Source organism: Rossellomorea sp. QJM3NY_18, assembly GCF_056173145.1.
In genome coordinates, this window is sequence record NZ_CM149659.1 from 1,472,153 (window position 1) to 1,494,606 (window position 22,454).

Annotated in this window: 24 protein-coding genes, 1 pseudogene and 1 other annotated feature; of the genes and pseudogenes, 17 read left to right on the top strand and 8 right to left on the bottom strand. The window is 42.7% G+C overall.

What is annotated here, in order from left to right:
* Positions 1–18 precede the first annotated feature (18 nt).
* Entirely contained in the window at positions 19–876 is an 858-nt protein-coding gene (locus AC0VXY_RS07565; RefSeq protein ID WP_475527445.1) for a DegV family protein, read from the bottom strand.
* Positions 877–1,042: 166 nt separating this feature from the next.
* Here AC0VXY_RS07565 and AC0VXY_RS07570 point away from each other — a divergent pair, with 166 nt between their 5' ends.
* Positions 1,043–1,897 (top strand): YitT family protein, encoded by an 855-nt coding sequence (locus AC0VXY_RS07570; RefSeq protein ID WP_435991913.1) that lies wholly within the window; start codon positions 1,043–1,045, stop codon positions 1,895–1,897.
* Positions 1,898–2,035: 138 nt separating this feature from the next.
* Here AC0VXY_RS07570 and AC0VXY_RS07575 read toward each other — a convergent pair whose 3' ends face one another.
* The 3 genes and pseudogenes from AC0VXY_RS07575 to AC0VXY_RS07585 form a co-directional block, all read right to left on the bottom strand.
* On the bottom strand, positions 2,036–2,227 hold the full coding sequence (locus AC0VXY_RS07575; RefSeq protein WP_475527446.1) for a DUF3813 domain-containing protein: 192 nt from the start codon (positions 2,225–2,227) through the stop codon (positions 2,036–2,038).
* Positions 2,227–2,376, bottom strand: a complete 150-nt coding sequence (locus tag AC0VXY_RS07580; protein WP_179886584.1) for a hypothetical protein — start codon at positions 2,374–2,376, stop codon at positions 2,227–2,229. Before AC0VXY_RS07580 ends, AC0VXY_RS07575 begins: the two co-directional genes overlap by 1 nt.
* A gap of 108 nt (positions 2,377–2,484) precedes the next feature.
* A pseudogene (locus AC0VXY_RS07585) lies at positions 2,485–3,300 on the bottom strand (Cof-type HAD-IIB family hydrolase).
* A 189-nt stretch (positions 3,301–3,489) separates the two neighbouring features.
* On the opposite strand from AC0VXY_RS07585, the gene AC0VXY_RS07590 reads away from it, so the two are divergent.
* Positions 3,490–4,263, top strand: a complete 774-nt coding sequence (locus tag AC0VXY_RS07590) for a prolyl oligopeptidase family serine peptidase (RefSeq protein WP_475527447.1) — start codon at positions 3,490–3,492, stop codon at positions 4,261–4,263.
* 84 nt (positions 4,264–4,347) lie between these two features.
* On the top strand, positions 4,348–4,656 hold the full coding sequence (locus AC0VXY_RS07595) for a metal-sulfur cluster assembly factor (protein WP_475527448.1): 309 nt from the start codon (positions 4,348–4,350) through the stop codon (positions 4,654–4,656).
* A 144-nt stretch (positions 4,657–4,800) separates the two neighbouring features.
* Here the strand turns inward: AC0VXY_RS07595 and AC0VXY_RS07600 are convergent, their stop codons facing one another.
* On the bottom strand, positions 4,801–5,613 hold the full coding sequence (locus tag AC0VXY_RS07600; RefSeq protein ID WP_435994571.1) for an undecaprenyl-diphosphate phosphatase: 813 nt from the start codon (positions 5,611–5,613) through the stop codon (positions 4,801–4,803).
* Between the two features lie 192 nt (positions 5,614–5,805).
* On the opposite strand from AC0VXY_RS07600, the gene AC0VXY_RS07605 reads away from it, so the two are divergent.
* Positions 5,806–5,985: a YjzC family protein gene (locus AC0VXY_RS07605; RefSeq protein WP_034763424.1), complete on the top strand. Its 180-nt coding sequence runs from the start codon at positions 5,806–5,808 to the stop codon at positions 5,983–5,985.
* A 121-nt stretch (positions 5,986–6,106) separates the two neighbouring features.
* On the top strand, positions 6,107–8,698 hold the full coding sequence (gene clpB, locus AC0VXY_RS07610) for an ATP-dependent chaperone ClpB (protein WP_475527449.1): 2,592 nt from the start codon (positions 6,107–6,109) through the stop codon (positions 8,696–8,698).
* 33 nt (positions 8,699–8,731) lie between these two features.
* Here clpB and AC0VXY_RS07615 read toward each other — a convergent pair whose 3' ends face one another.
* Positions 8,732–8,899, bottom strand: a complete 168-nt coding sequence (locus AC0VXY_RS07615; RefSeq protein ID WP_309137639.1) for a YjzD family protein — start codon at positions 8,897–8,899, stop codon at positions 8,732–8,734.
* Between the two features lie 261 nt (positions 8,900–9,160).
* Between AC0VXY_RS07615 and AC0VXY_RS07620 the strand changes: the two genes are divergently transcribed.
* The 9 genes from AC0VXY_RS07620 (at position 9,161) to AC0VXY_RS07660 (ending at position 16,379) form a co-directional block, all read left to right on the top strand.
* Positions 9,161–9,904 carry an alpha/beta fold hydrolase gene (locus tag AC0VXY_RS07620; protein WP_435991903.1) on the top strand — a complete coding sequence of 248 codons (744 nt, stop codon included), beginning with the start codon at positions 9,161–9,163 and terminating at the stop codon, positions 9,902–9,904.
* On the top strand, positions 9,888–10,646 hold the full coding sequence (locus AC0VXY_RS07625) for a hypothetical protein (protein ID WP_475527450.1): 759 nt from the start codon (positions 9,888–9,890) through the stop codon (positions 10,644–10,646). The genes AC0VXY_RS07620 and AC0VXY_RS07625 overlap by 17 nt, the downstream gene beginning before the upstream one ends.
* Before the next feature lie 101 nt (positions 10,647–10,747).
* Entirely contained in the window at positions 10,748–11,716 is a 969-nt protein-coding gene (locus tag AC0VXY_RS07630; protein ID WP_475527451.1) for a BMP family ABC transporter substrate-binding protein, read from the top strand.
* A complete protein-coding gene (locus tag AC0VXY_RS07635; protein ID WP_034763435.1) occupies positions 11,713–11,901 on the top strand; it encodes a ComZ family protein in 189 nt (62 codons plus the stop codon). Before AC0VXY_RS07630 ends, AC0VXY_RS07635 begins: the two co-directional genes overlap by 4 nt.
* 197 nt (positions 11,902–12,098) lie before the next feature.
* Positions 12,099–13,031, top strand: a complete 933-nt coding sequence (locus AC0VXY_RS07640) for a beta-ketoacyl-ACP synthase III (RefSeq protein ID WP_435991896.1) — start codon at positions 12,099–12,101, stop codon at positions 13,029–13,031.
* Between the two features lie 51 nt (positions 13,032–13,082).
* Positions 13,083–14,327: a beta-ketoacyl-ACP synthase II gene (gene fabF / locus AC0VXY_RS07645; RefSeq protein ID WP_435991894.1), complete on the top strand. Its 1,245-nt coding sequence runs from the start codon at positions 13,083–13,085 to the stop codon at positions 14,325–14,327.
* 65 nt (positions 14,328–14,392) lie between these two features.
* A complete protein-coding gene (locus AC0VXY_RS07650; RefSeq protein WP_475527452.1) occupies positions 14,393–15,184 on the top strand; it encodes a DUF2268 domain-containing putative Zn-dependent protease in 792 nt (263 codons plus the stop codon).
* A 140-nt stretch (positions 15,185–15,324) separates the two neighbouring features.
* Entirely contained in the window at positions 15,325–15,534 is a 210-nt protein-coding gene (locus AC0VXY_RS07655) for a YuzI family membrane protein (protein ID WP_435991890.1), read from the top strand.
* 95 nt (positions 15,535–15,629) lie between these two features.
* Complete coding sequence (locus AC0VXY_RS07660; protein ID WP_475527453.1) at positions 15,630–16,379, top strand: DUF3603 family protein; 750 nt, start codon at positions 15,630–15,632, stop codon at positions 16,377–16,379.
* A 113-nt stretch (positions 16,380–16,492) separates the two neighbouring features.
* On the opposite strand, the gene trpS is transcribed toward AC0VXY_RS07660, so the two are convergent.
* Both trpS and AC0VXY_RS07670 read right to left on the bottom strand, forming a co-directional pair.
* Positions 16,493–17,491, bottom strand: coding sequence for a tryptophan--tRNA ligase (gene trpS / locus AC0VXY_RS07665; protein ID WP_475527454.1), 999 nt, complete (start codon positions 17,489–17,491; stop codon positions 16,493–16,495).
* A gap of 52 nt (positions 17,492–17,543) precedes the next feature.
* Positions 17,544–17,776, bottom strand: a binding site (T-box leader).
* Between the two features lie 43 nt (positions 17,777–17,819).
* A complete protein-coding gene (locus tag AC0VXY_RS07670) occupies positions 17,820–18,203 on the bottom strand; it encodes a DUF3899 domain-containing protein (RefSeq protein WP_475527455.1) in 384 nt (127 codons plus the stop codon).
* Positions 18,204–18,666: 463 nt separating this feature from the next.
* On the opposite strand from AC0VXY_RS07670, the gene AC0VXY_RS07675 reads away from it, so the two are divergent.
* The 3 genes from AC0VXY_RS07675 (at position 18,667) to opp3C (ending at position 22,445) form a co-directional block, all read left to right on the top strand.
* A complete protein-coding gene (locus tag AC0VXY_RS07675; protein WP_475527456.1) occupies positions 18,667–20,319 on the top strand; it encodes a peptide ABC transporter substrate-binding protein in 1,653 nt (550 codons plus the stop codon).
* Positions 20,320–20,490: 171 nt separating this feature from the next.
* Entirely contained in the window at positions 20,491–21,420 is a 930-nt protein-coding gene (gene opp3b, locus AC0VXY_RS07680) for an oligopeptide ABC transporter permease (RefSeq protein ID WP_475527457.1), read from the top strand.
* Complete coding sequence (gene opp3C, locus AC0VXY_RS07685) at positions 21,420–22,445, top strand: oligopeptide ABC transporter permease (protein WP_475527458.1); 1,026 nt, start codon at positions 21,420–21,422, stop codon at positions 22,443–22,445. The genes opp3b and opp3C overlap by 1 nt, the downstream gene beginning before the upstream one ends.
* The last annotated feature ends 9 nt before the right edge of the window (positions 22,446–22,454 follow it).

The following is a 22,454-nucleotide window of genomic DNA, read 5'->3' on the forward strand; positions in this document are numbered from 1 at the left end:
GGGGATGGGGAGAGAAGTTTATGAGTGCTTGTTTAGGAAAAATATGGCTAAGGTTCCTGTACCTGTATGAGACCCTATGGCACATCCAATAATACTGATGTAGACGTCCTTCGGTGAAAATTTTTCCTCTATGAGCTGCTTCATTTCAAAAGCGAATTCTTCGTCGTCGCCGTGACTGATGGCAATCACCTGGTCAGAAAGATTCTCACCACGTTCTTCCATCATATCTAAAATGCGTTTAAGAAGTTTCTTTTTTCCACGTAATTTTTCAATCGGGACAAGCTTACCATCTTCCATATGCAGAAGAGGCTTGATGTTAAGCAGTCCGCCTAAAAAGGCTGAAGCTTTTGAAACCCGCCCACCTTTTGCGAGATATTCAAGATCTTCTACGGTGAAAAGATGTTCCATATGTTCAGAATTAAATCGGGAGGCTTCGATGATTTCTTCTTTTGTCCCACCGTTGTTCAGGAGTTCGGCCGCTTTCATGACGACCAACCCATATCCTAGTGAAGCACATTTCGAATCGATGATGGTCAAATCAAGATCAGGATAATCTTCTCTTACCTGATTCCGGATCATGACAGCCGTTTGATACGTGCCTGATAATTGGGAAGAGAAGGCAACGTAAATGCCGGATTGATTCGATTCTGCAAGCTGTGTGAATTTTTTTAGGAACAGGTCCGGTGAGACTTGAGACGTTTTCGGCATATGTCCGTCCCTGATTTTATTGAATACGGTTTTCGGTTCAATGGTGATCAAGTCCTCGTAGTCCTGGCCATCAATATGTACTTTAAGTGGAAGAAGCTCTATGTTGTGTTCGTTGAAATAGGCAGCAGGAAGATCGCTTGCACTATCAGCAAATAATTTTACTGTCATCCTCATCATCCTTTGACTTATCTTATAGCTTTAGTCTAGCGATTTTCAGTGAAAATAACAATCGATTGAACATGAATTTATGATAAAAAGATGAATAGTAGAAGGAGTTTAGGTAAGATGAAATGTGGAACATAGAAAATAACAACTAGATGCAGGAGGTATGTGTATGTCGAGAGATCATGTTCAATTAGAGGCGAAGAAATTTGTCGTGGTTCTGGTCGGATCCCTTTTAGGAGCCATTGCCATGAACTTCTTTCTTATTCCCGCAAATGTGTATGCAAGTGGTTTTACGGGACTTGCCCAGTTGTTGTCAAGCTTACTGAAGGAATTTGCACCATTCAATATTTCAACAGGTATTTTATTATTCATCCTTAATATTCCTGTCACCATTCTGGGGTGGCTTAAGGTCGGCCGTTCATTTACTGTGTATAGCTTTATTTCGGTCTTTCTGACTTCCTTTTTCCTGGAAGTGCTCCCTGTCATTAAATTATCACCGGACATCCTTCTGAATGCCGTATTCGGCGGGGTCATTGCTGCTGTCGGTGTCGGGATCACATTGAAATGGGGCGCATCCACCGGGGGGATGGATATTATCGCCATGATCCTGTCAAGAATGAAAGATAAGCCGGTCGGATCTTATTTCTTCTTAATGAATGCCGTTATCATCATATCTGCAGGATTCCTTTACGGCTGGGAAAAAGCACTGTATACGCTAGTCACATTATACGCTTCCACACGTGTGATCGACACGATTCATACACGTCATGAGAAGCTGACTGCGATGATCGTCACCAAGAAATCGAATGAATTACGTGAAGCCATTCATTCCAAGCTGGTAAGGGGGATTACGACTTTACCTGCCAAAGGGGCATTTTCCGGAGAGGACAAGGAGATGTTGATCATCGTCATTTCACGGTATGAATTGTACGAGCTTGAACATACGATCAAGGACGTGGATCCCAATGCCTTTACAAATATCGTCCAGACAACAGGGATATTCGGTTTCTTTCGAAAAGATTAGATTCTCGTGTTTAACAAATACTTTGGGTGAACCTGGATAGAAAGGGGTATCACCTTGAAAGCCATTCACACTTATTTTGTCGCTCTTCCCTAAAATAAACAGGGTTGCCTTTTTACGGGCAACCCTGTTTGATCTCGCTTATGATAGGCGGTTCAACTCATCTTGAAAAGCGTGAAGCTGCTTCTGCTCTTCGACATTCGAGTTAGCGTAAGCAGATGACAAAGCATTCTTCGCTTTATCAATGGACATTTGAGCGTTTTCTCCCGTATTGCATGCTTGTTTAGCTGAAGCTACAGCGTTACGTGCCTGCTGGAATAGTGGATTGCTCATTATTCCAGCCCCCCTGCACCGTCACCATGTGAAGCGAGCTTCTTAGCCTCTGCTTCTGCATACGTCAGATGATACGGGATACGTTCGTCATGTTTTGATACAGCAATTTTACCTTGTTGTACAAATCGTTTCGATTTATTTCTACCCATCACTTACCACCCCTTGTGCAAGTTGGAACGCTGGATGCGTTCTTTTCTAGTATGGCTCTCGGATGGGGAACGTACAGTAAGAAGATTTACCCACCGTTTCCATCAGATTTATAGGTCGAAGCGTTTTTGCAGGTAGCGTCCGATGCCATCCTCTTCATTCGAAAGTGTCACTGCATTCGCAATATCCTTCAGTGGATCAATGGCGTTACCCATGGCAACACCTGTTCCTGCGTATTCGAGCATCTCAAGATCGTTGTCCTCATCACCGAATGCGATGATTCTTTCTTGAGGGATGTTCAAGGAAGAAGCAACACGCTCTATTCCTACAGCTTTATTCAATCCGGATTTAACGATCTCAATGATGTGCCAAGGTGCAGCCTAGCGACGATGGTCAATCAATTCTGCATGAACATCATCTAAGTGTGCACGAATGTCAGCTACATCTTCTTCCTCAGCGTGAATGAGCATGGATGTAGGGTGATCTGATAATACGTTCCGAATATCACCTGTTGAGATGGATGGATTACCCATCATGAATACATCGATGATCTTTTCGTCATGATAATGAAGATAGACATCATCCATTACTTCAGCGACGATATTACGGAACGTGAAATCATCACATGCATCAATGATTTGCTTTGCCACTTTTAGATCCATTGGTTCATGGTAGATTCCCCATGACTGATCAGTTGGGTGATGTACGAATGCTCCATTGAAATTGACAATGGGGGTCGTCAACTGTAATTGTTGATAATACAATTCACTTGCACGGAACGGCCTGCCTGTTGCAATCATCACTTCATGCCCTCTTAGGCGGGCTTTTTTTAAAATATCATGTGTTTTGGACGAGATTTTCTTCTCATCGGTTAATAATGTTCCATCGAGATCCAGAACAATCAGATGTTTTTCTTGTGAGTTCATCAATACAAATCCCCAATCTTATTGGTATGAAGGCTATTCTAGTGTAGCGTTACACGTAGAAAGTTGTCCACCGGCTGCACATAGATTTTAAGAAATGTTTACATACGCCTTCGATTTAAATATTATACATACTACCAAATCTAGGATATCATAGTAAAGTGAAAAGCCATCAGGAGGGAGAGAACCAACATGATTCTTATTGATAAATCAAACATACAAATGATCCCGTTTCTTCATCTTGTGAAGGAAGAGGACATGAATAAACCGTTACCGACATGCTTCTTTATTCATGGCTTTACGAGTGCGAAAGAGCATAATCTCCACTACGCATACCTTCTTGCTGAAAAGGGGTTCAGAGTGATACTCCCGGATTGTTTAGAGCACGGAGAACGATCTTCTGGAAAGTCAGAGTATCAATTGGGAGAAGTTTTTTGGAAGATCGTGTTGAATACCATTCATGAATTATCCATCTTGAAAGAGCGCTTTGATGAAAAAGGGATGATTGCACCCAATGGAATCGGTGTTGCAGGTACATCCATGGGAGGGATCGTTACATTGGGTGCTTTGACTCAATATGAATGGATCTCTTCAGCCGTTTCACTGATGGGGAATCCTACATATGTAAAATTTGCACAGGCCCAGCTGGCTCAAGTGGAAGCTTTGGGATATGATCTGCCATTTGCCGAGGGGGAAATCGAAAGCATGATGAGGGAGCTTGCCCATTATGATCTAAGCCTTCAACCCGAGAAGCTTGGGGGCAGACCCCTTATGTTCTGGCATGGAAAGCGCGACAAAGTCGTCCCCTTCCATTTTACCAGGGAATTCTATGACAGCATATTGCCTTATTATGAGGAACGTGAAGACCATCTGCTTTTCATAGAAGATGATAAAGCCGATCACAAAGTCACGAGAGAAGGCGTGCTACGGCTCGTCGAGTGGTTCGAGAAGCACTTATCAGCGTAACCTTTTGTTTTATATGTGGTTATTTGTTAAGATGAGTAATGAAAATGGGTAAGAGACAAGTATAAGCGTAAAGGAGTGATTAGCATGGATCAAGATCTTAAAGATAATATGATGGGTGCTTTAGAGCAGGTTGTCGACCCTGAATTAGGAATAGACATAGTTAACTTAGGTTTAGTATATGATGTGGATCTGGGTGAAGAAGGAAAAGCGACAGTGACCATGACCCTCACGTCAATGGGATGCCCTCTTGCCGGAACAATCGTCGATCAAGTGAAAACAGCATTGAGTGACATTCCCGAAGTGAAAGAAACAGAGGTTGACATCGTCTGGAATCCACCATGGAGCAAAGACAATATGTCCCGCTATGCGAAGATCGCATTGGGAATCAGGTAATACCCAATACATGAGAAACCCCCTGAAGCAGGTTAGCTTCAGGGGGTTTTTAGGTTAATCAATCGATCTGGCAAATGGAGACCGGGCAATTTTCACAGTCAATTTCATTCTTCAGATATCAAAGAAACTCAGGCGGATAGAAGGTTAGGTGAAAATCAGGACGGCAGCTCCCACCGCGACACAATAAATAGCAAAGTATTTCAAGTTCCCTTTTGCCATAATATTCATGAACCACTTCAATGAGAAGTAAGAAGCGATCAGGGATGCAATGAAGGCAACGATATATGGAATCGCCATGGAAGCAAGGTTCGGATCACCCATCATGTCGCTTATTCCAAATACCATTACGCCCACACTGACGGGAATATAAAGGAGGAAAGAGAAACGGAGGGCTGTTTCTGCCTTCATACCGCTTGCCATGGCTGCGACGATCGTTGCACCTGAACGACTGATTCCAGGGATGAGGGCAACTGCCTGTGCAAGACCGATGATGATCGCGTCCTTTACATTTAAGTCTCCATCATTTTTTCTTCCTCTTAAGTTACGGATCATCCAAAGGGCGATACCTGTGATGATGAGAGTGATTCCTACCGTGATGACAGAAGTAAGATGTTCTTCGATGACATCGCCGAATAATATACCGATTACCCCTGCAGGGATTGTGCCGATCAGTAAATATATAATGAAATGAAAATCACGTTTTGTTTCAGGTGTTTTCTGTTTGAAATAACCGAGTCCATTCACAATGAGTCGCATGATGTCTTCCCGGTAAATGATGAGCACGGCGAGTAATGAAGCCGTATTGACCAGAATTTCAAAGGTCAGTGTTGTGTCTTTGATTCCGAGGAAATGCTGAGCAAGCAGCAGGTGTCCACTCGATGAGATCGGGATCGGTTCAGTGAACCCTTGAAAAATCCCCAAAAATAAATATTTAATAATCAAATAAAAATCCATTATATATCCTCCAAGCTTTTTTTCTCCACATTTTTTAATTTAACACCATTAAGGGAAAGACTGTAAACCCCCTTTTCCGAATGTTAACCGAACCGTAACGTAATTATCATATTTATCCTTCATCTGGCATGCATGAAAGGTCATGCTTGTAGAAAAATAGGAAAGAAGCATTGCTTCGAAAAAGGAGGGGTAAAAATGGGACAGTCACGACAATTCAGGGCCGGAGAAAAAGCACCGAACAATGGTGAGTATATAGAAATCGGTGAAACCGGGAGCATGGTGAAGAATCCGCAAAAACTGCGTTTGAAAGCAGGGGACAGGTTTCCTGAGAACTCCAATCACAACCGTCTTTGGTCGTATATGAGAAAACCTTAACCATTAGGAGCAAGGGTGCCCCGTTCAAGGCTATCCTTGTTCCTTTTTCTTTCCCTTTTTCGGAAGAAAGGGATATAATGAAATTAAAGGTCAATAAAGGTCAAATACGAGGTGGCAGATAATGAATATTGATAATATGACCCACAGCATTCAGGAAGGGTTGGTTTCGGCTGGTCAATTGGCAAAGGAAAAGCTACATACAGATGTTAGCGCCCTTCATTTATGGAAATCCCTTCTCGGGTCGGAAGAAAGCTTCCTCCGTACCATATATGAGCGGGCGGGGGGAAGCATTCAGAGTCTGATAAAATGGGTAGATGAGAAGTTACATGACATCCCTGCAGTAGAAGGGGAAGGGATTCAATATGGACAGTATCTTTCAAGGGATGTCCATCAACTCTTCGCGGACAGTGAGAGTTTGAAACGTAAATGGGAAGACGACTATATTTCCATTGAGCATCTTACACTTGCCCTGTGGATGCAGAAGAATCATCCGATTACGCTGTACTTAACACAGCAAGGGGTAACGGAAAAGAACCTAAGAGAAATCATTGAAGAGATAAGAGGAGGGAGCAGGGTGACGACACAAAACCCGGAAGTGAAATATGAAGCACTCAAGAAATACGGAAGGGATCTTGTGGCTGACGTGAGGTCGGGGAGAATCGATCCTGTCATCGGGAGAGATAGTGAAATCCGCCACGTGATTCGCATTCTTTCCCGGAAAACGAAGAATAATCCCGTCTTGATTGGAGAACCGGGTGTAGGGAAAACCGCCATCGTGGAAGGTCTTGCCCAGAGGATTGTTCGTAAGGACGTTCCTGAAGGCTTGAAGGATAAGACGATTTTCGAGCTGGACATGAGCTCTTTAGTCGCAGGAGCGAAATTCAGGGGTGAGTTTGAGGAGCGGCTGAAGGCCGTCCTTCAAGAGGTGAAAAAGAGTGAAGGACGCATTCTTCTTTTCATTGATGAACTCCATACGATTGTCGGAGCAGGAAAAACAGAGGGAGCCATGGATGCGGGGAATATCCTGAAACCGATGCTTGCCAGAGGGGAGCTTCACTGTATCGGGGCAACGACCCTCAATGAATACCGGAAGTATATAGAGAAGGATCCTGCCCTGGAAAGACGGTTTCAACAAGTGCTCGTACAGGAACCGGATGTGGAGGATACGATTTCCATTCTGAGAGGGTTGAAGGAACGATTTGAAATCCATCATGGGGTCAATATTCATGACCGGGCCATCGTAGCTGCGTCCAGGCTGTCTGATCGTTATATTTCAGACCGGTTCCTCCCTGATAAGGCAATCGATCTAATCGATGAAGCATGTGCCATGATTCGGACGGAAATCGATTCGATGCCCTCAGAGCTCGATGAAGTCACTCGTAAAGTGATGCAGCTCGAAATTGAGGAAGCAGCGTTGAATAAGGAAAAAGATGCTGCAAGTCTTGAGCGGCTCGCACGAATCCGTGAAGATTTAAGCAATCTGAAGGAAAAAGCGAATAGCATGAAATTAAAATGGCAACAGGAGAAAGAAAGCATCTCAGTGGTACAGGAGAAGCGTGAAGAATTAGAGAAACTCCGGCGCCAGTTGGAAGAAGCCGAAAGTGATTATGATTTGAATAAAGCCGCGGAGCTCAGGCACGGACGGATTCCGGCCATGGAAAAAGAACTTGCGGCGGTAGAGCAGGAAATGCTGAAAGAACAGGAAGGGCGCCTGCTTCGTGAAGAAGTGACAGAAGAAGAAGTGGCGAATATTGTGGCGAGATGGACGGGGATCCCGGTCACAAAGCTTGTAGAAGGAGAAAGGGAGAAGTTGTTGAAGCTTGATCACATCCTGCATGAACGGGTTATCGGCCAGGATGAAGCTGTTGGGCTGGTTAGTGATGCCGTCATTCGGGCAAGGGCAGGGATCAAGGATCCGAACAGACCGATTGGTTCCTTCATTTTTCTGGGGCCGACAGGAGTCGGGAAGACAGAGCTTGCGAAGACACTCGCCCAAACGTTATTTGACAGTGAAGAACAGATGATCCGAATCGATATGTCTGAATATATGGAGAAGCATGCGGTTTCCCGTTTGATCGGTGCACCTCCTGGATATGTAGGGTATGAAGAAGGGGGTCAGCTGACGGAAGCCATAAGGCGTAAACCGTATTCTGTCATTTTACTTGATGAAATTGAAAAGGCCCATCCCGAAGTATTCAATATTCTTCTGCAAATGCTTGACGATGGCAGGATCACCGATTCTCAGGGGAGGACCATTGATTGTAAGAACACTGTGATCATCATGACCTCCAATATCGGTTCTGCTCATCTCCTTGAACGGAATAAAGGGGAAGAAGAGATTGACTCTAAGACGAAAGATCTCGTCATGGGCCAGCTGCGATCTGCTTTCCGCCCTGAGTTCCTTAACCGTGTGGATGATATTATCCTATTTAAACCTTTAACCATTCAAAATATAAAGGGAATCATAGATAAACTCATTGAGGACCTTCAGCATCGGGTAGAGGAACAGCAAATCATCCTTTCACTGACGGAAGGGGCGAAAGAATTCATTGCAGAATCTGCCTATGATCCCGTTTATGGAGCCCGTCCTTTAAAAAGGTACCTTCAGAGGGAAATCGAGACTAAGCTTGCAAGGGAGCTCATTTCAGGACACATACGACAGGGTCAAACCATCACGATTGATGCACGTGAAAATGGTCTATCGATTCATTAAACTAAAAAAAGCAGCCGGATTTGGCTGCTTTTCTTAATGGTTTTCTACAGGCTCGTTTGGAATAACAAGCGTGATGAGGAATACCAATACCGTAAAACAAACGGAAAGGATTAATCCTGTTTGAAAATGGAATTCGTTACCATTCATAGAACTTACAACGTAAGTCAGCATTTCGGACAATGCAAAAGCCCAGAAGAACATCCAAAAAAATCTCACGCCAAGTCACCTCATTCCTATGTATTTCACATACAATCGTATGTTGTCACTCATTTCAATCTTTATTAGTTTACCACAGCTTTAACAATTAATAAATGACTAATCTGTGAAATGTAAACCCTGTCATCCGTTGTAGGAGAGTGGACAAAATTTACAAATAAATGGTTTTCCATGGGCTATCTCCCTTACAAATGCAGCCTCATCACATAAACTATAGAGACTTAGTATGTAAAAGGAGAAATTTAAATGTATCAACGATTGTTTCAATTAGAGCAAGAGTGGTGCATGATCCATTACCCTGAACGACCAAATGGATTCGCTGTAATGATTATAGGGGACTCCCATCACTATGTAGATGAAAAGAGCAGTTTCTGGGTGCAGCATGAGGCAAGGTATAAGTGGATTCAAGAGCTGACAGCCAAGGGGTACATTGTATATTATAGTAATCTGTATGGAGCGAATTGGGGTAGCGATCAAGCCGTGCAACTGGCCAGGCGCCTCTATCAGTATGTGAAACGCAACGAAATCATCAATGGAAAGATTCACATATTGGCTGAAGGGATGGGAGCATTAGTATTGAAAAATCTCTATCCGAAATTGGCACATGATATTAGAAGTGCCGTCCTGCTCTCCCCCTGCGTATCGATGTATGACCATTTAGAACAAGAAAAGGAACAGAAATTCTTTTATAAAAAAGTGATAAAAGAACTTTCATTCATGCTGAAGATGAAGGAAGAGGATTGTGAAGCCTTCATCTCACAACAATCACAGGACTACAAAATACTCCAGGAGATCCCTATTCCCCTGTATATTGTTCAGTCAATGACTCTAAATCGTTATAAAAATCAATTCACTCTCATAAAAGATATATATACGGAGCGTTTAGCAAAAGGGATTTCAACGGATCTGTTCTTTATTCTTCCTGAGAAGCGAGGGTCTCTTGGAGGGAAGATCGCCTCTTACTTTTCCCTGCATGAGAAAGAGTTATAACAAATTAATTGGAGTGATTGACTTGGACCATCATGCATTCGTTTTTGCAGCACAACAGTTTTTGGGATTCGAACTCTGTAATGCCCTTCTGGAAAAAGGATGGACCGTGACCGCCATCGATGAGGACGAAAAGACGAAGGATAAATGGATGGAAATTGGAAGGAATGCAAATCTGGAGTATGTTCCTTATGGGGAATGGGATAAGAACGTACGCAGAGGGTCCAGTGTATTCCTTCCTTACTATGACCAGGTAAGAGGGAATAGAGCCGGTTATTTGTCGGAAGTAGATAAACTGCTCAGAAAAGTGGACCAACCCTTCCATATGATTCGAATCTATTCCAATGGGAAAGGAAACATAGGTCTTGAAGAGGAAGGAGCTGCTTTCTACCTTCCAACATTATATGGCATCCATCAACCGGAAGAATTTCTGTTTGCACAGATTTTGACCGGCAGAGGGGAAGTGACGGATTATGTGGATGATCCCTCGGGGGCGATCTATGTGAAGGACGCAGCCAAAATGATTGTCAATCTTTCCTCAAAGAAAGACACCTTTACCTTGAAGCCTCTTTCAGACATGAGCTGGAATGAAGTTCTATCATACATTACAAATGAAACATTTTCAGCTGGTCACCGTGAAATCGATTCAGTCGGAAAAGAAGTGATTGTCAGACCATCCAAGTCACACATGAGCATCATTGATCAACAAGAAAAAGGGATACGCTTGCATGAAATGGAGGAATGAGAAAACTTTTTCTTTTCATGTGGATAGAGGTGAGGGTAAAATAGGGATGATGTAATGAACCTTTTATAGATGCTGCATGGGCTTTAAAGGAGTTGCTGAACATGAGTAAGAAATGGTACATGTTTTTCATGATTGTATTCCTGATTGGAATAAGTGGCTGTTCAACAGGAAACAGCGAGGAAATAGAAAAGGTTGGTTTACTTGTTCCTGAAGCAGTGAATGATGGAGTATGGGGAACAAAAGGATACAGAGGATTATTAAAAATTCAATCGGATTATAATGCAGACGTCTTCTATAAAGAGGGAATGAAGAATGATACATCAATCAAGCATGCAGTGGAAGAATTTGATGATAAGGATGTCACCTTAGTATTTGGACATGGAAGTGAGTATGCGGATGTCTTTAACGATTTGTCAGGGGAACATCCCAACATGCATTTTGTCAGCTTTAATGGACATGCCACGGAGAAAAACACAACAAGCCTACAGTTCAAGGGATATGCAATGGGCTTTTTCGGAGGAATGACAGCAGCCTTTCACTCTAAAACGAAAAAGATCGGTGTGATAGCGGCCTTTGATTGGCAGCCTGAAGTACAAGGTTTTATAGATGGAGCGAAGTATCAGAACAGTGAGACCGAGGTTAAGGCAGAGTACACCAATCATTGGGACGATCAAGCGAGGGCCCTTAAAGAGTTGGACACCCTCCTGAATGAGGATATCGATGTTGTGTATCCTGCAGGTGACGGCTATAATGTAGCTGTAATCGAAAAACTTAAGGAAAAGGGACTTTATGCCATTGGGTACGTATCCGATCAATCCGATCTCGGGGAATCAACGGTCCTGACAAGCACCGTCCAGGAGGCTGATAAGTTGTATGAAGTAGTAGCCGAAAGGTTCGTTCACGATGAGCTCAAGTCAGGCAACCTGGAATTTGATTTTGAAGACGGTGTGATTTCCATGGGGAAATTCAGTCCGCTCATTCCGAAAGATTTTCAATCTGAAATGAAGCAACATGTAAAGGACTATATTGACACCGGCAAATTGCCGAATGGAAAGGAATCGAAGCAATGAATCAAGATAAAACAATGGAGTTTATGCAGATTGCCATGAAGTACTTCCCCCAAGCGAAGGAACAACTCGATCAAGCAGGTGTCGAGTTCTCTCCTGAAATGCTGCAGCCATTCATGACTTTATTCACACAGGTCATGAGTGAAGCCTATGAATTAGGCAAGCAGGATGCCTTACATAAAGAATAGTTATAAAAGGACGGGTCATCGGAAAATTTCGGTGGCCCGTTTTTTATTACGTCAGTCAAAAACGTGTAGAAGGTAGTGAAAAGTAAAAAATAATTGCAGAAAGTAGAAATCTTCGATAAAATTAGTACCAAGTCATAATAATTGATAATAACCATTGAGTATAGGAAAAATTATAAACGAAAGTAGGGAACGCCAGTATGAATACAGGTATTATTGGAATTGGACGTTATCTTCCTGAAAAGATCTTAACAAACGCGGACCTTGAGAAAATGGTGGATACTTCGGATGAATGGATTCGTACGAGAACAGGCATTGAAGAGAGAAGAATAGCAAATAATGAAACAAATACCTCTGATATGGCTTTCGAAGCCGCAAAGAAGGCAATCGCTGATGCGGAGATCAATCCCGAGGAAATCGATCTGATCATGGTTGCAACCGTTACCCCGGATCATCCATTCCCATCTGTTGCCTGCCTCCTTCAAGAACGATTGGGTGCAAAGAAGGCGGCTGCAATGGATATCAGTGCCGCTTGTGCCGGGTTTATGTATGGTATGATTACGGCAAAGCAATTCATCGATAATGGTGCGTACACGAATGTCCTCGTGGTCGGTGTGGAGAAATTATCCAAAATCACGGACTGGGAGGATCGTAACACGGCCGTCCTATTCGGGGATGCTGCCGGTGCGGCGGTCCTTGGACCGGTTCCTGACGGCAAGGGGATTCTTGCCTTTGAATTGGGAGCGGACGGATCAGGAGCGAAGCATTTATATCAGGATGAAAAATTGATCATGAACGGTCGGGAAGTGTTTAAGTTCGCTGTTCGTCAAATGGGCGAATCCAGTATTAATGTAATTGAAAAGGCAGGTTTAAGTAAAGAGGACGTAGATTTCCTGATTCCTCACCAGGCCAACATCCGTATCATGGAAGCATCGAGGCAACGCCTGGAGCTGCCGGTGGAAAAAATGTCTAAGACCGTAAATAAATATGGAAATACTTCAGCGGCTTCGATCCCGGTTTCTTTAGTTGAAGATCTTGAAGCGGGAAGAGTGAAAGAGAATGATGTTGTCGTCATGGTAGGATTCGGTGGCGGTTTAACTTGGGGCGCGATCATTATGCGCTGGGGTAAATAATAGAGTATCAGAAGCTTATCGACAACTTGCAGATAAAGGAGATGGATTAGAATGAATAAGAAGCGTGTAGTGGTTACAGGATTAGGAAGCGTCACGCCTTTAGGTAATGATGTAGAATCGACCTGGTCGAATATTTTGGCCGGAAAGACTGGGGTAGGGCCTTTAACGCGTTTAAACGCCGATGACTATCCTGCTAAAGTAGCGGCAGAACTAAAAGACTTCAACATTGAAGAGTTCGGAGTGGAAAGAAAAGAAGCAAGGAAGATGGACCGCTTCACTCACTATGCGATTGCCGCATCGTTAATGGCAGTAAAAGATTCAAAACTTGATATCACAGACGAAAATGCACATCGTGTCGGTGTATGGATCGGTTCGGGTATCGGGGGAATGGAAACATTCGAACAGCAATACGAGACATTCCAAAAACGTGGATATCGCCGGGTGAGCCCATTCTTCGTGCCGATGATCATTCCTGATATGGCAGCTGGACAAGTATCCATTATGCTCGGAGCGAAAGGGTTCAACTCTTGTACCGTAACGGCTTGTGCAACCGGTACAAACTCAATCGGTGATGCCTTCAAGGTCATTCAGCGTGGGGATGCGGATGTGATGGTTTCCGGTGGAGCAGAAGCACCCATCACGAAAATGTCCGTTGCTGGATTCTGTGCAAACACAGCACTTTCCACCAATCCAGATCCTGAGAAAGCATCAAGACCTTTTGATTCCAACCGTGATGGCTTCGTAATGGGAGAGGGAGCGGGAATCGTAGTTCTGGAAGAACTTGATCATGCTGTAAAACGTGGAGCGACGATTTATGCAGAAATCGTCGGGTACGGATGTACCGGAGATGCCCATCACATCACTGCCCCGGCACCGGCTGGAGAAGGCGGCGCAAGAGCGATGAAAATGGCACTTGAAGATGGCGGGATCCTTCCGGAAGAGATGGATTACATCAATGCCCACGGAACAAGTACCCCATATAATGATAAATACGAAACGATGGCTGTGAAGGAAGTATTCGGGGATCATGCTTATAAACTGGCCATGAGTTCGACGAAATCAATGACGGGCCACCTTCTAGGTGCAGCAGGCGGAGTTGAAGCGATTTTCACTGTACTGGCGATGAAAGATAGTGTCCTTCCTCCTACGATCAATATTGAAACACCGGATCCTGATTGTGATCTCGACTATGTTGCAAACGAAGCAAGAAAACAAGAAGTAAATGTAGCGATGAGTAATTCATTAGGATTTGGTGGTCACAATGCCACCATCGTATTCAAAAAATATCAGAGTTAACAAAGAAGAGCCTGTTACATGTAGCAGGCTCTTTTTGTTGTGAATCTTTCCTCTTTTACATATACATGTTAAAAAGCATGGAAAGAGGGATGAAGGTGGCAGTTGTACCTACAGATGAATGGTTGGCAGAGTGGATCGATAATCCCTTGGATCTCCTTAAGAAAACGAAAAATGGAAAGGACGATCAGCAATCGTTTTATCAATACCTCACGAAACACGGAATGTATCGCTCTGCACGTCTCGCCGGAGATATTTACGAAAAAATGAAAGAAAAGAAACTTTGGGAACGATTTGCTCTCTTTGAGAAAAAATATAAGCGGAAGTGGAATGGACCGAGCGTCCCGATCTATCTATTCCCCGTTCAGGAAAATAGGGGGATGTTCCAATCATCCATGAAAAAATCGGGGGTATGCTTTAAAGATGAAATCTTCTTTTTCGTTACTGACCAGGAAGATCCAAAAGAATACGAAGCGTTATTTGTCCATGAATATCATCACTGTGTCCGAATGCAGCGGTTAAGCAAAAAGGAGGACCAATACACGCTCCTTGACTCCATCATCTTTGAAGGACTGGCAGAAAATGCTGTCAAGGAATACTGTGGAGAGAAGTATGTAGCTCCCTGGACAAAAGCGTATGACGAACAAGAGTTGGCCCGCTTTTACGAAAAATGGATAAAGCCTAACTTGGAAGTGAAACGGAGCAGCCCCCTTCACGATCAGCTCCTTCTTGGACAGAAATCCTTTCCGAAAATGCTCGGCTACTCCTCGGGCTATCGATTGGTACAACACCTTTTAAAGAAGCAGGATTCGTCAACCATTTCCCTCATAGGAGAACCGTCCTCAGTATTTTTGCCATAGAAAACAGGGGGATTGCTGAATCAGTGGGATTTTCCTGAAAATAGGATGTCCTGTGCCGTCATATCTTCCTGTTCCTATCATAAAATATACTAAGCATGGACGGGCTCCAATATCTTAATGCAAGGATAGAGGCGGAAGGTATGGTGGTACAATTGTTTGGGCTCTTTATAGGATTTGGACTGGCTGTTTCAGGAGGAGTGAGTTTAATCATGTATTTAAATTTGCTTACGACCGGAATGACGTTTACAGATTATATATTCTTCGTCACGACACGTGTTGAATGTTATTTATTCCTTTTGGGAATCTTCATCATCACCCTCTCGATCTATATACCCCGCAGAAAAATATAATGACTATCATAAAACCCCTGATGATAGGAATAAATTAACACGGATTAGCCTATACTGATTGACAAATAAGATTGAAGCAAAGCGAGGGGTCAATCATGTTATATCTTCATGATGTATGGGTAAATTGGTTCGAAGGCGAAGAAAATGGCTACAATGTCTGCCATTTTCATGAGTGGAGAAAAGAGGACGTTATTGAATTACTGGATCAGGTTCCTCTGATTAAAGTAGACACGACACTGTTTCATTACATCGAGAATGATCTATCAGAGTTACCTCAACAACTGCTCCATCAAGTTTATCAAAAAGCATATCTGCGAAAAAACCACGAACGGATCCAATTGGATTATTGTTTCATTGTGACAGATGGTACCGGGATACTGGCAGTGGATACAATCGGTTACACTGTCCCAATCAGAAAAAGCAGGCTCATACCAAGACAGGAACAACTGGTGTATGAAATGGTTGAAAGTCATGAAACGGTACAGTATTCCATCGAGCCGGATGGCAAAAGGGAGGATGCATATCACATTCTTTCCCCGAATCCTTATATGATGAGTGGACTGACGAGGAAGGAAAGACAACTGAAGCAGCTGTTATTCATGGCCCTTGATCAACTTCACAGTTCAAACAACACGGCGGAAATCCGGTATTGGTACACCGAATGGGCACCAGAGCGCTACCGCACCATACGGGAAATGGACTTTGAAGACATATGGCAGATGCTATATGAAGAAACCCAGTACGGTTGGTCGGACAAGCACCTCACTCTCTGTGAGAATTTGATAAAGGGGCAGCCGTTTTTTGAGAAACTATGGGAAGTGGAAAATCGTCCAAAGGTAAATTAATAGTCGTAGTAAACCTTGGGTCCGGAAAGGGCTTGAGGTTTTTTTATATGCGGGCAGGGAATAAATCGAAAGAAAAGACCAGATACCGCACAAGCAGTCTCTGGTCCCCACGATTATTTTCTCTTTCTCTCTTTTCGTCCCAATCCCATGGCCTTTTCCATCTTCTTCAGCATTTTGTTTGCTGCGAAATTTGCCTTTTCGGCACCGCGATCAAGAATATCATCCAATTCCTCGGAATCGATCAATTCATAGTAGCGGTCCTGTACCGGCTTGATGGCGCTTATGACCACCTGTGCTAAGTCGCTTTTGAAGGCCCCGTATCCTTTCCCTTCATATTTCTGTTCAATTTCTTCTATAGAAGTACCTTCAAGGATCGAATAGATCGAAAGGAGGTTCGACACCCCGGGCTTGTTTTCTTTATCATATTTTACGATGCCATCTGAATCGGTTACAGCACTTTTGATTTTCTTCTCGATCAGTTTTGGATCGTCAAGGAGTGTAATGAACGCCTTCTGATTCGAATCGGATTTACTCATCTTCTTCAACGGGTCCTGAAGGGACATCACACGGGCACCGACTTTGGGGATTCTTACTTCAGGTACAGTAAAGATATCATTGTATTTATTGTTGAACCGTTCTGCCAAGTTCCTGGTCAGTTCCAGATGCTGCTTCTGATCCTCCCCGACAGGAACAAGATCGGTTCCATATAACAGAATGTCAGCGGCCATTAACGGTGGATATGTCAATAATCCTGCTGAAACGGCTTCTTTACCATGAGATTTATCTTTGAATTGCGTCATTCTTTCAAGTTCCCCGATATAGGTCACACACTGCAGGATCCAGCCTGCCTGTGCATGTGCAGGAACTTCCGATTGAATGAATAATGTGGATTTCTCAGGATCGATGCCACAGGCGATATACAGGGCGGCAAGGCTGCGGATGTTTTTGCGCAGCTTCATTTTATCCTGAGCAACCGTGATCGCGTGCTGGTCCACCACACAGAAGTAACAATTATATTCTTCCTGGAGCTCGGTGAATTGCTTCATCGCCCCGATGTAATTGCCGAGAGTGATCGTACCACTCGGCTGAATGCCACTGAATATTGTCTTCATTTCATTTCCTCCCTAATTTTACACAAAATAAAAACCCACCCGTCCTATGAAAAATAGGGACGAATGGGATGATTTCCGCGGTGCCACCCTAAGTGCCCGTTAGAGCCAGCTTAGTCCATGACGTGCATGGAACCTCTTTAACGTAAGGTCATCCCGTTATATGCTACTCCGTTTCACACATAAAGCTCCGAAGTCCATTCCTTTTCAAATGAATACTTGTTCGCACCAACCACAAGCTCTCTTTTAATCATCCTGAAAAGTACTACTCTTCATCCATGCTTATAATTTCATTCATATGTAGATATTATATGAGAAAAAATAGGTAAATTCAAGTGTACAGAAGATAGGTCATGATGATGGAAAGGGCGAGTGTCAGTCCTCCGGTCAGTAAAAAAGATTTCGTAATGGAGTAGGAACGTTGTACTCCATATTCTTCGTGAGCTTCTTTCATCTCATCCAGGTCATCGAACTGAGAAATATACTTTCCCTGTTTCGTGCTGTTGCGAAATCTTTTAAGAGCATACACGATCCCGTTAAAAAATCCTCTTTCAAAAATATAAAGGAGGGCACCAATGCTGATATAGGCAATCCCGATCACAAACAAGCTATCTATAATAGAAAGAAGCAGACCCTTTTCCTGCAGTGAAGCCACTACCACGGCGATGATGAAAATAAGAAAGGTAAGTATGTAGAACAGTTTCAATCGTTTCATAATGCTCCTTAAGATGTTTTTATCCAAAGTATACATGAAGGAAGAAGAATAATTCAATCCTCATTCATATATATACAAATCTTTCAGCAACGGTATCTCATTTCAAATACTGTTACAGAGTGAAATAAGTATTAATTCTATTATTTATATTTAGTCTGATGTTTTAATAATTATAATAGAATGGGAGCGTTAGAAGATGAAAAATCATCCATAATGTAAAGTGTTTCATTTAGATGAAATTTACGATTGTAACATTTGTAATGGGACAAACTCTCCAAAATGTTTAGACAAAACGTTGATATACCAGTATTTTAACAACAATATACCTACTAATCTGATAATTTTGCAAAAAAACTGTTAAATTCATATTGCAATAATTTCTCTATCATGTATAATAAGTAACAAATCTTCTGAAAATTAGAAGATAAATAAATATGAGATTTACGAGGAGGTCAATTTCAAGATGAAGAAAAAGTTTTCATTCTTGCTGGTTCTTCTTCTGGCTCTAAGTACTTTCTTGGCTGCATGTGGCGGCGACAAGAAGACTGAAGGCAATGAAGAAGGATCAGGTGCAGGCGGTTCTGACGAAAAGAAAGAACAAGTACTTAATTTGGTAGAGAGTTCCGAGATCCCATCAATGGACTCTACTCTGGCTACTGACTCAGTGTCATTCAACGTAATGAACAACGTATTTGAAGGTCTTTACCGTTTAGGTGAAAATGACGAGCCTGTACTTGGTATGGCTGCAGAAGAGCCACAAGTAAGCGAAGATGGTAAAACATACACGTTTAAGATCCGTGATGCGAAATGGTCCAACGGGGATCCTGTTACGGCTAACGACTTCGTTTATTCTTGGCAAAAAGCTTTAAACCCTGACACTGGTGCAGAGTATGCGTACATCATGTACGATATCAAAAACGCTGCTAAAGTTAATGCTGGTGAAGTTCCAGTTGAAGAATTAGGTATTAAAGCTACTGATGACAAAACATTAGAAATACAGCTTGAAACACCGGTACCATATTTCAAAGCTCTACTTTCTTTCGCAACATTCTATCCTCAAAATCAAAAATTCGTGGAAGAGCAAGGCGACAAATTCGGTCTTGAAGCTGACACGGTTGTGTATAACGGTCCATTCACACTTTCTGAGTGGAAGCATGAACAAAGCTTCAAATTATCAAAAAATGACGATTACTGGGATGCAGATAAAGTTAAGCTGAAAGAAGTTAACTTCAACATCGTAAAAGATACTGCAACGCGTGTAAACCTTTTTGAAACAAACAAAGCGGATATCGCTACACTTTCAGCTGAATTTGTTGATAAATACAAATCTGATGAAAACTTTAAAACAAGAGCTGAAACGTCTGTCTACTTCCTTCGTTTAAACCAGGGTAATGAAGTACTGAAAAACGTTAACGCTCGTAAAGCAATCGATGCTGCTTATGACAAGCAAGGTATGGTTGACGTACTTCTTAATGACGGATCGATCCCTGCGTACTACTTAGTACCAAAAGATTTCGTAACGGGTCCTGATGGTACTGAGTACCGTGAAGCGGTAGGCGATTTCGGCGAATTTGACGCTAAGAAAGCTGCAGATTACTGGGCTAAAGCAAAAGAAGAGTTAGGTAAAGATTCTATTGAATTAGAATTATTAAACTATGACTCTGACAACTCTAAGAAAATCGGTGAATTCTTAAAAGAGCAACTTGAGCAAAACCTTGAAGGATTAACGGTTAAGATCAAAGCTCAACCATTTAAGCAAAAGCTTGAATTAGAATCAAAAGGTCAATATGACTTCTCATTCGCTGGTTGGGGTCCTGACTATCCAGATCCAATGACTTTCATTGACATGTTCGTGACTGACGGTGCTCATAACCAAATGGGTTACTCTAATCCTGAGTATGACAAGAAAGTTGAACAAGCTAAAGGTGAACTTCTTGACGATTTAGATGCACGTTGGCAGGCAATGGTTGACGCAGAAAAGATCCTGTTTGATGATCAAGCGATCAGCCCAATGTACCAAGCTGGTGTTTCTTATCTAGAGCGTCCGTATGTTAAGAATGTTCTACGCCATTCATTTGGTGCAGATAATTCATACAAATGGGCTTCGATTGAGTAAGTATTAACTCAGTAGACACACCTTTAAAGGGAGAGCGTATGCATGAGCATATGCTCTCCTTTTCCAGTGAATGTCGATAATTATCAAAAAAGTAAAAATACATTGAAAATTTGTCGAAAATAGCTATAATTAAAAATGTAGAAAAATAAGATAAAAAAGGGGGGCTAAAGAATGGTCAGATATACTATTCAACGTATCGTTTATATGATCATCACTTTGCTTATCATTGCAACCGCCACTTTCTTTCTGATGAAGCTCCTGCCTGGATCTCCACTGCAAAACACAGAAAGGCTGTCTCCGGAACAACAACAAATCATCCTGGATAAATACGGTCTCAACGACCCGCTGCCAGAGCAATATATCAACTATATGGTTGGGCTGGCGAAAGGAGATTTGGGATTGTCCTTCCAATATGATAATCGTCCTGTAACACAAATTCTTGGCGACCGTATTGGTCCTTCCGCACTTCTTGGATTCCAAGCAATGGTTTTAGGTACTCTTTTAGGTTTACTGATAGGAATAATAGCCGCAATCAGACACAATACTTGGGTTGATTATGGATCCACAACATTAGCGGTATTGGGGATTTCTGTTCCTTCATTTGTATTTGCAGGATTACTTCAGTACTATGTTGGTGTCAAATTGGAATGGCTGCCTGTAGCCCTTTGGGGGGAGTACAAGCATACGATTCTCCCTACACTGGCTCTAACTGTAGGTGTTGTTGCAACAATAGCACGTTTTATGCGTACAGAGATGCTTGAAATATTAAACTCTGATTATATTTTACTAGCAACTGCTAAAGGGATTTCAAAAACCGGTACGATTGTAAAGCATGGCGTCCGTAATGCGATGATTCCGATTGTCACCATTCTTGGACCGATGACAGTAGCCGTTATGACCGGGGCATTAGTGGTTGAGCGAATTTTTGCGGTGCCTGGTCTTGGTGAGCAATTCGTATTATCAATCAACACGAACGATTACACGGTCATTATGGGTATTACCCTTTTCTTTAGTGCTTTATTCATTGGTGTTATCTTCTTGGTAGATATCCTATATGGAATCATTGATCCGCGTATTCGCTTAGCTGGAGGGAAGAAATAATGGAAGCAAACAAAAAGAAGTTAGAACAACTAAGTCCAGACCTCTTTCAACCTCAGATGGCTAATGAAGATGCAGCAGAGAAGATAGAGAGACCAAGTCTCAATTTCTGGCAAGATTCATGGCTCCGTCTTAGAAAGAACAGAGGAGCAATCATTGGGATCATCATCACTCTCATCATCGCATTCTTTGCGATATTCGGACCCGGAATGAACGAATACAAATTCAGTGATCAAAATATTCGCCACGCTAAGCTGCCTCCGAAAATTGAAGCGCTTTCAGGTATCGGTTGGCTCCCGTTCGACGGTAAAGATGCTGACGGATTTGATGTATATGAATCGAGACAAATCAAAGAGAATTATTGGTTTGGTACAGATGACCTCGGACGTGACCTTTGGACACGTACTTGGAATGGAACACGGGTATCTTTATATATTGGGTTGCTTGCTGCTGTAATTGATTTCCTTATCGGAATTTCATACGGGGGGATCTCGGCATACTACGGCGGAAGAGTCGACGACATTATGCAGCGTATCATTGAAATTTTAGTGGGGATTCCTAATCTGATTGTTGTCATCCTTTTCATCCTGATATTTGAGCCTGGTATTTTCTCGATTACGATGGCGATGGTCATAACCGGTTGGACCGGTATGGCAAGGATTGTCCGCGGTCAAGTTCTTCAATTAAAGAATCAGGAATTCGTCCTTGCTTCACGCACTTTAGGGGCAAGCAGTAATCGTTTGATCTTTAAACACTTGCTGCCGAATGTAATGGGACCTGTCATCATTACGACAATGTTCACGGTTCCTGCTGCAATATACACAGAAGCATTCTTAAGCTTTATCGGGTTAGGGATCGCTCCACCAAGGGCGTCTCTAGGGTCATTGGTTAATGATGGTTACAGATCTATCCAGTCATATCCTCATATGATGCTTGTACCGTCAGCTATCATATCATTAGTTATTCTAAGCTTCAACTTAATGGCTGATGGACTGCGTGACGCACTTGATCCGAAAATGCGTAAGTAATGGAAGGGA

Excerpts from the sequence above, each read along its gene's own strand:
- AC0VXY_RS07565 (WP_475527445.1), bottom strand. The coding sequence starts at position 876 with ATGACAGTAAAATTATTTGCTGATAGTGCAAGCGATCTTCCTGCTGCC.
- AC0VXY_RS07570 (WP_435991913.1), top strand. The coding sequence starts at position 1,043 with ATGTCGAGAGATCATGTTCAATTAGAGGCGAAGAAATTTGTCGTGGTT.
- AC0VXY_RS07575 (WP_475527446.1), bottom strand. The coding sequence starts at position 2,227 with ATGAGCAATCCACTATTCCAGCAGGCACGTAACGCTGTAGCTTCAGCT.
- AC0VXY_RS07580 (WP_179886584.1), bottom strand. The coding sequence starts at position 2,376 with ATGGGTAGAAATAAATCGAAACGATTTGTACAACAAGGTAAAATTGCT.
- AC0VXY_RS07590 (WP_475527447.1), top strand. The coding sequence starts at position 3,490 with ATGATTCTTATTGATAAATCAAACATACAAATGATCCCGTTTCTTCAT.
- AC0VXY_RS07595 (WP_475527448.1), top strand. The coding sequence starts at position 4,348 with ATGGATCAAGATCTTAAAGATAATATGATGGGTGCTTTAGAGCAGGTT.
- AC0VXY_RS07605 (WP_034763424.1), top strand. The coding sequence starts at position 5,806 with ATGGGACAGTCACGACAATTCAGGGCCGGAGAAAAAGCACCGAACAAT.
- clpB (WP_475527449.1), top strand. The coding sequence starts at position 6,107 with ATGAATATTGATAATATGACCCACAGCATTCAGGAAGGGTTGGTTTCG.
- AC0VXY_RS07615 (WP_309137639.1), bottom strand. The coding sequence starts at position 8,899 with ATGTTCTTCTGGGCTTTTGCATTGTCCGAAATGCTGACTTACGTTGTA.
- AC0VXY_RS07620 (WP_435991903.1), top strand. The coding sequence starts at position 9,161 with ATGTATCAACGATTGTTTCAATTAGAGCAAGAGTGGTGCATGATCCAT.
- AC0VXY_RS07625 (WP_475527450.1), top strand. The coding sequence starts at position 9,888 with ATGAGAAAGAGTTATAACAAATTAATTGGAGTGATTGACTTGGACCAT.
- AC0VXY_RS07630 (WP_475527451.1), top strand. The coding sequence starts at position 10,748 with ATGAGTAAGAAATGGTACATGTTTTTCATGATTGTATTCCTGATTGGA.
- AC0VXY_RS07635 (WP_034763435.1), top strand. The coding sequence starts at position 11,713 with ATGAATCAAGATAAAACAATGGAGTTTATGCAGATTGCCATGAAGTAC.
- AC0VXY_RS07640 (WP_435991896.1), top strand. The coding sequence starts at position 12,099 with ATGAATACAGGTATTATTGGAATTGGACGTTATCTTCCTGAAAAGATC.
- fabF (WP_435991894.1), top strand. The coding sequence starts at position 13,083 with ATGAATAAGAAGCGTGTAGTGGTTACAGGATTAGGAAGCGTCACGCCT.
- AC0VXY_RS07650 (WP_475527452.1), top strand. The coding sequence starts at position 14,393 with ATGTTAAAAAGCATGGAAAGAGGGATGAAGGTGGCAGTTGTACCTACA.
- AC0VXY_RS07655 (WP_435991890.1), top strand. The coding sequence starts at position 15,325 with ATGGTGGTACAATTGTTTGGGCTCTTTATAGGATTTGGACTGGCTGTT.
- AC0VXY_RS07660 (WP_475527453.1), top strand. The coding sequence starts at position 15,630 with ATGTTATATCTTCATGATGTATGGGTAAATTGGTTCGAAGGCGAAGAA.
- trpS (WP_475527454.1), bottom strand. The coding sequence starts at position 17,491 with ATGAAGACAATATTCAGTGGCATTCAGCCGAGTGGTACGATCACTCTC.
- AC0VXY_RS07670 (WP_475527455.1), bottom strand. The coding sequence starts at position 18,203 with ATGAAACGATTGAAACTGTTCTACATACTTACCTTTCTTATTTTCATC.
- AC0VXY_RS07675 (WP_475527456.1), top strand. The coding sequence starts at position 18,667 with ATGAAGAAAAAGTTTTCATTCTTGCTGGTTCTTCTTCTGGCTCTAAGT.
- opp3b (WP_475527457.1), top strand. The coding sequence starts at position 20,491 with ATGGTCAGATATACTATTCAACGTATCGTTTATATGATCATCACTTTG.
- opp3C (WP_475527458.1), top strand. The coding sequence starts at position 21,420 with ATGGAAGCAAACAAAAAGAAGTTAGAACAACTAAGTCCAGACCTCTTT.